8 protein-coding genes are annotated in these 10,610 nt (G+C 54.7%); all 8 read right to left on the reverse strand.

What is annotated here, in order from left to right; genetic code table 11:
• Positions 1 to 96 precede the first annotated feature (96 nt).
• Positions 97 to 3,480, reverse strand: coding sequence for a hypothetical protein (locus ACT3TP_RS15025; RefSeq protein ID WP_444616553.1), 3,384 nt, complete (start codon positions 3,478 to 3,480; stop codon positions 97 to 99).
• Complete coding sequence (locus tag ACT3TP_RS15030; RefSeq protein ID WP_444620902.1) at positions 3,470 to 4,105, reverse strand: hypothetical protein; 636 nt, start codon at positions 4,103 to 4,105, stop codon at positions 3,470 to 3,472. The genes ACT3TP_RS15025 and ACT3TP_RS15030 overlap by 11 nt, the downstream gene beginning before the upstream one ends.
• Before the next feature lie 58 nt (positions 4,106 to 4,163).
• Positions 4,164 to 4,550: a hypothetical protein gene (locus ACT3TP_RS15035; RefSeq protein ID WP_444616557.1), complete on the reverse strand. Its 387-nt coding sequence runs from the start codon at positions 4,548 to 4,550 to the stop codon at positions 4,164 to 4,166.
• A gap of 91 nt (positions 4,551 to 4,641) precedes the next feature.
• Positions 4,642 to 5,046 (reverse strand): hypothetical protein, encoded by a 405-nt coding sequence (locus tag ACT3TP_RS15040; RefSeq protein ID WP_444616559.1) that lies wholly within the window; start codon positions 5,044 to 5,046, stop codon positions 4,642 to 4,644.
• Between the two features lie 18 nt (positions 5,047 to 5,064).
• The gene (locus tag ACT3TP_RS15045; protein ID WP_444616561.1) at positions 5,065 to 6,198 is read right to left on the reverse strand and encodes a hypothetical protein; all 1,134 of its coding nucleotides are present in this window, start codon (positions 6,196 to 6,198) and stop codon (positions 5,065 to 5,067) included.
• 213 nt (positions 6,199 to 6,411) lie between these two features.
• Complete coding sequence (locus ACT3TP_RS15050; protein ID WP_443452427.1) at positions 6,412 to 7,329, reverse strand: hypothetical protein; 918 nt, start codon at positions 7,327 to 7,329, stop codon at positions 6,412 to 6,414.
• Positions 7,330 to 7,354: 25 nt separating this feature from the next.
• Entirely contained in the window at positions 7,355 to 8,329 is a 975-nt protein-coding gene (locus ACT3TP_RS15055; RefSeq protein ID WP_444616563.1) for a hypothetical protein, read from the reverse strand.
• Positions 8,330 to 8,535: 206 nt separating this feature from the next.
• On the reverse strand, positions 8,536 to 10,329 hold the full coding sequence (locus tag ACT3TP_RS15060; protein ID WP_443452425.1) for a transglycosylase SLT domain-containing protein: 1,794 nt from the start codon (positions 10,327 to 10,329) through the stop codon (positions 8,536 to 8,538).
• Between the last annotated feature and the right edge of the window lie 281 nt (positions 10,330 to 10,610).

Raw genomic sequence — 10,610 nt, forward strand, 5'->3', positions numbered from 1 at the left:
CACAGTTTTTACTCCCTCAATTCTTCACTCCAACGACTTGAGCTGTGGCCACCTGCGTTTATCATGGTGGCCACAGCTCATTCCTTGATTAGCGGGTCATGGGCGAGGTTTCCAGTGCGCACCCCTAATGGAACCGATTTGGCTTGGTTGTCGGTTCGTCCGATGCCACTGTTCTTTCTCCCGCGCACGCTGGCTCATCAAGCGGTCGCGGTTCCGCTGTTCCTGCTGGCGCGTTCGGTCTGCGTTCCGTACTTCGATTGTTCTCTGCTTCCGTACCTGCGTTTCCTGAGCTTTCGGGCTGATCACACGAGGCTTCTTCACCTGACGTATTGGATCAGACTGAGGCTTGGCCTCTACCCTGGCCTGAGATAGCTCCGGGGTGCGGAACCCGGCGAGAGAACGGTTAACTGCTCCCTGTCTACGCTCAACACGTTGCTTGCGCTGTCTCACCGCATTCGCTCCTGCACGGGCCACTCTGGAACTACCGCGAGCAATGCGCCCAGCGTTCATGCCAGCTACAGCACCGCCTATCAGAATCGGAGCGGCCACTCCCCCCGTAAGAGCGCTGGCCATGGTGAGGCCAACCCCGAGGGCACCGTATTTAGCAGTGGTTTTTGCGACCTTGCCCAGTGCCACAGTTCCACTAGCCATAGCGCCGGCAGGATCATGAGCCATGCGTTTGAACTTCTCACTGGTTACGCCACGTTTGATACCGCGTCCTGTGGCCTGAGTACCTTGCCATATACCGCGCCCAGCACTCTTCGCACCGTTCTTCCACGACTCCTTTGAACGCACAGCCCCGAATACTTGGTGTGCGCCGGAGTAGGCGCGAACACTAGCATCCCTGAACTTGTCGTCCACGCTTCGGTCAGACCGCTGTTGCTCTTCCAGGAGCCTTCGATCTTTCCTTGGGAGGTTAGGGGAGTTCAGCGCGTGTTCAATCGCGTGGCCACGATCAAGACGATCCTGGTGGCGCATGTTCCGGGTCTCCCTGCGTGCAAACTTCTCGCCGGTCGAGAACCTGTTTCCCATTGGACGCTCAATTTCGACTTCGCCACCAGGTACCCCCGCTCGTCCAGCCTTACGGAACGCTACAGGTTCCTGAGCCGTGGAGCCTCCATCCAAGCCTGGTGCCCCTGGATTGTCGGTAGGTCCGTGGCCTTTCGATGCGCCCGATTGTCCGCCCGCCATAGCTGGTTCGGTCTTCTTGGCGAACTTGCGCCGGTTAACGCCGTCAGCGCCTACTTGGCCAGGAGCGTTGTGCTGGCTGGCCCGGTTGCTCAGACGCTGGATTGGTGAAGTCTTCCGTGATCGCGCTCCTATGCTCCGACGGTCTGCTCGGCTGAGCATGTTTCGGCCACTTTGACGCATTTGTGTGAGGCCTGAACCTACTGCACCGCCAATGACACCTGCACCGCCAGCGGTTGCCCACTGAGCCATTCCCTTGAAAGTGAAGGGAGACGGGATATTCGCAACCTTGAAGACGAAATGAAGCCCCACAATGGCGACCACAGGTGACAAGCCCATCCAGAGCAGGTGCATGATGCTACCTTGCATGAGGAACATGTTGCCTGCGCTTTGCATCATGCGCGTTAGAAGGGTGATCAGCGAAAAGAGGAAGCCAACCATCGAAGTCAGCAAAATGACTGAGACTGCGATTTTACCGACCTTGCCGACGACGGTCGGGAGCGACTTCGGGAAGCAGAGCATGAGGAGGCCTGCGAAGAGTCCGAAGATCAATAGAGCCAAGAAGATCTTTGCGCAGAGGGTGATCGCCCCGAAGATGAAGAACACGACGGAGAGTACGCCTGCTGAAAAGACGTAAACGATAGATGATGCCATGGACTGCTGGTTGTCATTGCCATTGATAGTGGCGACGTACTTGGCCAGGGCAGGGTTTCCGCCTGCCTTAGCTACCTTTTCATCCACTTCGCCCTTGGTGGTAGGGAACTCGAACTTCTTTGCGTCCTGTCTACCATCGCCTGCCCAGGGCGAGTTCCCTGGATCGTCGTACCCACGGAACCACTTGGCGCACTCTTCTCCGTAACGCTTGTCTGGGGGAAATATCTGCTGAAAGTCGCCTCGAATCTCCCACGAATTTCCTTCGCCCGCGCGTTCGCCGTCTTTAAGGTTGCAGGCGCTCCAAGCGATCAGGGATCGTTGCTTCTCTACATCCGAGCCGGGGTTAAAAGCATTGCCTTGCCACGTGTATGGCCAAAGCTCATCGCCTGGTGATTTACCTACTACCCCATCACCCTGCCCCGTGCCAATGCCAGGTGCTGTCGGCAGGTTGTCGCCCAGGCCAGCTTCTCGAAGCGCGTGGCGTTGGGAAACACCGTTTTCCAAATCGCCTGACAATCGTGGAACGCGTCCACCGTCGCCAGACATACCGCTTGTATCGCCGTTCACGTCGGTAGCTTTGTCGTAGCCGACTGTGCCAGGAATACCGGAATTCCATTCCAGAAGACGGCACCATGCCTGATCATCGTAAGCGTTCTTAGGGGCTTCAGGGTTAGGCAGGTTGTAGCCGAAAGAAGCTGTTCTATATGCGCGCAAACCCATTTCTTGCCACATTGAGTCCAGCATGAGTGGCATACCGGCATTAAGGCCGTAAACATTCTGCGGGTAGGTGCTGACGTATTCATCACGCATGCCCTCGACGTACATACTGCAAGACAATGGATTGGTATTCCGCTCGCCTACTGGATCATTGTCGAAGATGTTCTTGTCGCCGTTGATGCCCTTCTCGAAAAGACCTGCCGGAGAAGAAATGATCGCGCCCAAGGTGTTGTTTGCGGTCACCATTACCCAACCGAAACCGCCGATAGCTGGCTGATAGTTCGCATCTTTGTTGCCTATATCTCCGCCCTTGTCCGCTCCGCCCCCGGTAGACAGCGCGGATTGGAAGCTCATGAAGAGCACCAGAGACATGACTGCGATCTTCGTGCCAAAGGTCTTGAAGTCGAAGGAACCAGTACGACGTGAGACCCAGATGACGTAGACGAACAGGGCGAGGATAACAAAGGTCATGACCTCGGACTTGAAGATGGTCTTGCCCAGGGAACCGACAATGTTGTCGATAGCTCCGCCTGCTTTATCTAAGAAGCAGAAATTGGATGAGAACGTCACGAATTCGGTGGCACTCTTGAACATCGTGTTGCCGAAGGACATGAACGAGCCGACTAGTGTGTTTCGACTCGCGCGGTCGCTCATGTTCTGGATGTGGTCTTGCGAAAGCAGAACAGTGAGCATTTCGCTGGATGCGTCTGACCAGCGGTTGATTGGCAGTAGATTCGAGGTTTCAGAACCGGATTCGCCACTGGTGTTGCAGACGCTACCTGAAGATGCGGGATGTGCAACAGTGGGAGCCGTCTTCACTACCGATGAGAACGCATTAGCTGGCGATGCGGTAATGCCAAGGAATAGAGCGAGGATTCCAAGAGTGGTAATGAGCCGTGCCCAGATTGGTTTAGCCTTCATCGTTATCCTCGGTATCTTCCGACTTCGCGCGACGTAACTTGGTTTTCAGGCTGGATGCACTGAGGCCAGTCCTAGTTCTGCGCGTGTATTTCCGGTCAAGTTTGGCTTGAGCTTGTTCAGCTATCACCTGTTCTTTGGCCCGTCTCTCTGCCTTGAGACCGTTCTCGTCCTGAACCTTCTGCATATACCGGTCTTGCTCTTCCCGTTCCCAGCGGTCGTGGTCAACGAGTTTCTGAATGTCCGGGGTGAGCATTTCAAAAGGTACTTCACCAACGGTGCGAACGATCCAGTCCATCTTGAACTGGCCGATGGTTACCTCTTCCATCCCGCGCATGAACTTGTTGTTCCGGCTTTTGTACTTGGTGAGAAACTGCTTGTATTTCCGCTGTTCCAGACCGTCTTGAGATTTCAGGTGGAAGAAATAGAAACCTGCTCCAAGGAAAAGTGGCAAGGCTAGGGTCGACCAGATTCCAAGAAGCGGGAACAGTAGTGCGCTGATCAGGAGGCCTGGAAGGCCTGCACCGATAATGATCAACTGAGTGCGTCGTGCCATGTCAAAAGTCATCATGGTGACTTGCCGTTCGCCTGCCGATTGCCGGCCAGTCATTTCGGTCAGATTGAACATGTTCGGAAGGCTTTTTGCCATGGCTAGTGCTGTTCCCGCTCGTGGTTGATTTGCTGTCTTACTTCTTGACCCCGAAGAAGGTCTGCCACAGCGAGAAGCCTACGTTGATCAAAATATCAATGGTTCCCAGAAGCACTGGAAGGATGAGCTGTGGGCCGGCCATTACGCCTGCTAGCAAGAAGATAATCCACTGGCCCTTGAAAGCCTTGCCTGCACCAGAACCTTCGTTACGACGTGCCTTGATAATCGCGGTCACGATGCCAATGACAGCCAAAAGCACACCGATCATGGTGAGGAACAGCGCGAATCCGCCCCAGCCCGAGGTGAAAGCACCCCAGACCTTATCCCAACCACCCTTAAGGTTTGTGGCGTTGGCACCGATGACGAGAGAGTTACTGATGGTGTCCGTGAAAATCGAACCCGTCAGGGTGTCCGTGATGTTCATGCTGGTTCTCCTAATGGAAGTGTGAGTCGACTATGGGAGTGGTCGTTACCCATCATGCCGGTCTGTGGGAGGTGACCCTGGCACAGTGGTTTTAGCGATGATTCTTTTGGGTGAGGAATTCGTAGATGCGCCGAGTTTCCGGGTCTTGGATGGCTTGTTCTTGTTGCTCGGGCGTGGATCCAACAAGACCTATAGTTTGTGCGCGAATAAGCGGGTCTCGATCAGCTAGCGCTAAGTCAGGCGCGCCACTATTCATGGAGTGCACAGCACTGATGCGCTCAGCAATCGTGCTTTCCATGTCGCTCATCACCGCTTTCATTTCTTCCTCACCAAACTTGTCCGGGCCGAAATCTTTCTCTGACCCACCAGGATCGTCCGGTGTTCTCGCGTTGGAGGCTCCCGTGAGGGATACCTTCGATTCATTGCGCCGTTCACGGGCGAATTGGCCACCGGTGCTCTGGCCTCTCGGCACACGGTTCCGGTACTGCTTGCTCATTTAGTTCCCTTCCCATGTTCAGAAAGAGCCGTAGTCTGCTTCATCTGATCCACCCCACACGTCCTCAGCCTGTTGCTCAGTTGAGTACTTGATTGTCGACTCCCAAAGCTCCTGCGCGTAGTTAGGGTGCTTGTAGAAGACCTTGCGCACCCTAATGCGGTCGCTCTTCTCCAAATCACCGAACGCGCGAAACAGCGTCTTATCCTCTATGTCCTCGAAACCGCTGTCACGGACTTGCTTCAGCAGTTTGTTGGCTTCCCACACCTTAATACTATTCAGGCGCGGAATTGGTGCGTCATATGACTCAGCTAATGCTAGGTATATGTCCTTCTTAGCGTTGGTCAGACGGCCTACTTTATGCCCCTCCTTCTCAGTTGCCCCTTCGCTCACCCAGCCTTTGTCTTCGACTTCTCGGAAAACCCGGTCGAGTGAGGAACCAGGTGCCACGTGGGAGGTGGCTTTCGCCGGGTCAGCGATCAGATCTCCCATGTCTGGCCCATCTTCGGAAGTAGGAAGGTTCAAGCTCACGTTGAGGTATTGGTACGTGTGCTGGAAGCCAGGGCGTGGCTTTTTAGGGTTGGAGGCATTTTCCTCAGGTTTAGTTGCTTGTTCTTCGCGTGGGTTGGTTACGTCCAGGTACGCGTACTTTGGCCAGGTCTCGATGATTTCATTGGCCAGTGCATCGGTCTCTGTGCTCTTGAGCTTCCTGCCGATCTGTTCTTCGCGTTGCTGTTGCAAGGCCTTGAGGACTCGGTAGCCCTTACGGTCACCTGCATGCCAAGTTTCCGAGCTTGCCCTGGACATGTTGGAGGCCATGACTCCCATCAGATAATGGGGCACGTTGTCGGGCAGACCATGCTTTTGAACTCGGGAGACGAGAGCAATCAGGGATTCTTGCACCATGTCTTCTTTGTCCTTGTGGCTTACCTTGCGACCGCCGGCCCAGTACTGGCGGGAGTACTTCTCGGCGCACCTTTCAGCGATGTTGAGCACTTCGGCCTCGCTGAAGTCACCGAACATGCTTTGCGGTTCGGTGACAGTTGATTGCGCTGAGACAAGGGAGACGTTGGATTCTCTTTTGCGCTCAGTAGCGAACTGTCCGCCACTGGACTGTCCTTTGCGTTGGCGTGATCGCCATGAAACGTCGCTCATACCTTATAGATGTGTGCGAAAAAATTGGGTGGTGGTGATTTTTCTAAGAATTATTCGCAACTTTTTTAGATCGTTGGCGATACAGACCAGAATTTCGTGTTGATCTTCAATGGCATCGACGTTCATCCGAGGGTTGTTTTCTCGCCTGGTGCCACTCCGGGCAGGCACCGAATAGTGCCTGCCCGGCCAGCGTGTGCCCGTCGGCCAACCTGTCTAGCTGGCCTGAGGCGTGAACGCCTCCTGCACAGCTTCAACAGACTCAGCGAATTCGGTGGCAATGTCATCGAAGATGCCGAGCATTGGCTTCGCATACTCCAACAGCGCATCAAAGGCGATTGGCTCTCCACCGTTGTACAGTTCATCGAGCGTGTTCACCAGGTGCTCAGTGTCCAGATTCTCGAACATTTCGTCTGTGACTTCAGTGAAATCAACATCCATTATCACGGCACATTCAAGCAGTCGTTGCACCAGGCCTGACGGGTCATTAGTTTCCATGCCGGCTTGCAGGTAGGTGGACAGCGCCGACGCATGGACAGCCAACTGTGCGTTCTCTACCTCATCGACCAAGGCTTGGGTGGTTTCCATTGCCCAGTTTGGTTCCTGCTGGTCTCGCATCAGCTCATCTAGGTTGATGCTGTCCAGAGCATCGTCTTCTGCGCCGTTCTGCCAGCGCCGGATACGTTCAACGTCGGCGGGGTCATTCACGTCGATGCCGATGAGTTCCATCATGTTGAGCCAGCCGAGTTCTGGACTGTAGACCATTCCTGCGATGAGTTCGAGAGAAAGGCGCAAAGACCACATCTTGTCATCCTCGATCCTTTCTTCACCATCGTCGTTCAGGTAAACATCGCGTTCGATCAGGCGTGATGGAAGCCAGAAGAGCGGGTGCCACATCATTGCCGGGTTCACGTGCGCATAGGGGCGGGCTGGGTTCATATCGGCGGTGACGATGGGGAGCGGTACGGCGCAGAGGGTGCTTGCTGAGATGTTCTCGGTTGGCAAGCCTGTGTCGTCTGCAAACACGGTGAAGTCATACATGCGCCCAATCGGGTCTTCAGCGATGATCAGCGGGGTTCCGGGTTCGGTCAGGTAGTGCTTGCGCAGTCGGCTCGGATCGACGTTGTTATTCATGGGGTGCCTTCTAATTCTCTGTGGTCTAACGGTTCGACGGGTCGCAGATCGTACCGGACTGGTCAACTAGTGGGTCGCCGTCGGTGTAGTAGTACTCCTGCACCTTGCCGTCCTTCACCGTCACGTCGAGTTCGCGTGGCGCATCGAATACTGGGTCTTCTTCGTCCGCGATCCATGCCCAGCAGACTTCCATCTTGGCTTTAGTGATGCCCTTTTTGGTGGTGGATTCGTAGGTTTGAATCCATGGGTAGGAGCGTCCGTTCATTGATTGGGCGACCTGCCAATTGAAGGTGATGGTTGGCTTGTAGGGTTCTTCTACGGTGTCGGCTAAATTCTTGGCCATGAGTGGTTTGGCGCGCTGTTCAGAATATTCGATATAGCCGTCTTCTTTGGGTTCCCACGTGGCTGTGTAGAGACCGAAGTACTGCGCTAGCTGATCAGCAGTGCGTTCTTTCAGCTCAGGATTGTCGTGCACAGTGATACTGTCTACGGTGATTGCACCGAGAGCGCCACTAGTCGGCGGTTCCGGCAGCTGAGCTGATTGCTTGGCAGACTTGATTTCTTCAATCACGTTGTAGCCCGCTGGGTCGTACCCGTGGTCTTTCATCCAGGCGTTGAAAGCGGTTCGCCCTTCATCCTCGGTGCCGGTGAAGAGTTGCAGGTAAAGTCCGAACTCGTAGCCTTGCTTGTTCGCTAGCCCTTGGTACAGCTCGAAACGGTTGCCCTGATATGGCAAATCGGAGAGGATTGGGTAATCCTTGTAGGCCTTTTCGGCGTCTTTGACGTAGGCCTCTCCAACCTCGGCTTCGTTTGCGAGGTTCTGCTCTTCAGCGACAATGGCCTTCGCCTCATCGGTTTGGGCTTCTAGCGCGAGGTGTACACCGTTTTTGTTGGCCGATGACAATTGCCATGGGATTGTCACGTCCGCGAAGCCTTCGCGGGAGGCCACCAGCTCTACTGACCCCGTGGCGCTAATCGTGACTGTCTCGCCGTCTTTCACTAACCCGTAGTCCTGGCCGTTGACCTTCAGGTTGAATTCCTTCGGAGAGCCACTAATAGTTAGTTCGGCAGTGCTTGGTGCCTCTGGCTCGCGAGGATTTCCGATGGTGAGGAAATATGCTCCCACAAGGCCTACGGCGATCAGAACAGCAATAGTGATTTTGAGAGCCAAAGGCTTTTTCTGAGCGGTTGTAGCGACATTCATGGTTAGTCCTGGTTCTTCAATCGGGCGACGGTGTACTGCCCACGGCGGTCGGAGAGGTACACGTAGTGACCTGCTGGTGGTCGCGCGCTTAGTGAAGCACCCTGCGCACGCCCGGTATCGGATGCGTTTCGTTTCCCGGTGTATAGATAAATGTGTCCGTTGAGCACAAGAACGTCGCCCGCTTTCAGGTCAGCTTCACTCTTAGGGATGAAAGTGTCGTACTTCTCGCTGTTCCTGACGTAGTTCAGCATGACGGGCGTACTGCGCTTGGGGAAGGTTGGGTCTGCACCGCTAGTGCGCATGACTGTTGAGACAAAGACACCGCAGTCAGTGAAGTATGCGGTGTGCCAGTCCTTTGAAAGCTTGCTGGCGGCTTCAACGAACTCTGGGCGTGCTTTGTCCTTGCCATAGGCGTAAGCCATGCTCGTGTAGGGCATTTCGACGTATTGATCCCAGGCGAGCTTACCGGCTGTTTCGGTGATGGTGCCCTCGGCTACCTGCGAGCCACCGCCTTCATCTTCCTTGCAATCTGCGGTGTAGGTGCCTTTGGAGCCGGCCATGATCTTTTCAACGTAGGCCTTGCCCCGCGGAGAGACCGAAAGCGCCTTTTCAAAGTCATTACCATTATTGGAAATCGCATAAGGGCCATTGTGGTAGCCAAATAGGGTCATTCTTGCTAGAAGCTCTTCGTCGCCCTTGGCCAATGGCTCCATCTTGTCCTTGATGAACTTCATGTACCTACCGAGTGCTGGAATCGCATCGGTTGGATTCCAAATGTCTCCGCCGTTTCCATACTCAGCCCAAGTTTCCATTTTGAATTGGACGATCCCGAATGCAACCCCGCTAGAGGCATTAGGGTTCCACGACGATTCAGCTTGAATCTGGCTCGCGTGCAGGTTCACCGACAGCCCAGAGATTTTCGAGGCCTCTTCAACAAGGCTCCGATATTTCTCTGGAATGTGTACGGTTCCATCGCTTCCATCACCAGGTGTACAGACTGGCGCGTTGTTGTCCGGCGAGGGTGCCCCTGAATCTCCGGTGCGCCACCCTAAGGCCACGCGGTAGATTTCATCAGCGCGGTCTTTGACCCCACTCAGAGGCAGTGCACTGACTGATTTAGTGATGGCTTTTTTCGCGTACTCGGCACTCTCTTTACTTCGGTCATCGTTGCCAACGGAGCGCACCCATTCGCCCTTAGCATTGGCGCTCTCCATCAGACCAGCATCGAGCGTTGCTACGCCTTTGGTGCTGTTATCGCGTAGGTGTCGGGCAAGCTCGCGGGAGATGAACCTGGTGGAGCTTTCGAGATTTTCAGCATCGGTCTTGCTGATCTTCTTGTCTTCAATGGCTTTATTAGTGACCTGATAGTCACCAACGCCTCCGCTAGCTTGCCTTTGAAGGTTCCAGATTGCAACGGTCAGTTCCCATTCGACCTCTTGTGAGGCGGTCATAACGGTTTTCACGTCGTCTCCATTGTCCGCGCCAACGCTTTTGTTCATGGTGGCTAAGGACATGCTGGCTCTCGCATTTGAGGTGCTAGCTTCGGTTTCTTGCCCGATCATGCTGACAAAAAGCGTGTATCCGACCATTCCTACAACTATGCCGGCGATGAGCAATACGCCGATGATCAGAGTGATTGCCTTCTTTCCTGTTTTGGTTTTGAGCGCACCTTTGACACCGCCAGTAATTGCGCCGGTCGCGCCACCTGTAGTGAACCCTTTAAGCGCTTCCAGTCCGACTTTCTTCTTGTCATCGCTGATTTGCTTTAGGCCGTTAGGCTTTTCTTGGTTATCCATTCGAGGCTTATGTCCGTTCTCCACACGTTCTGCTACCCATCATGCCGGTCTGCGAACGGTGACCCGTGCTTAAAAATCACAGGCACCCGTCCATGGTGTTGGACGGGTGCCTGGAACAGGAGCTTCGTCTAGAAATCTTCGCCGTCGAGCATCGGCTGTTCACGCATTGACTGACCCTGCTGAGGCTGAGGCGTTCTTCCCTGTTCTGGTTGTTGCGGAGCCTGATTCTGTGGCTGGTTCTGCTGGAACTGACCGCCCTGCTGAGGTGCTTGTGGCTGGTT

The organism is Glutamicibacter sp. AOP38-B1-38 (assembly GCF_052377485.1).
Taxonomy (GTDB): Bacteria; Actinomycetota; Actinomycetes; order Actinomycetales; family Micrococcaceae; genus Glutamicibacter.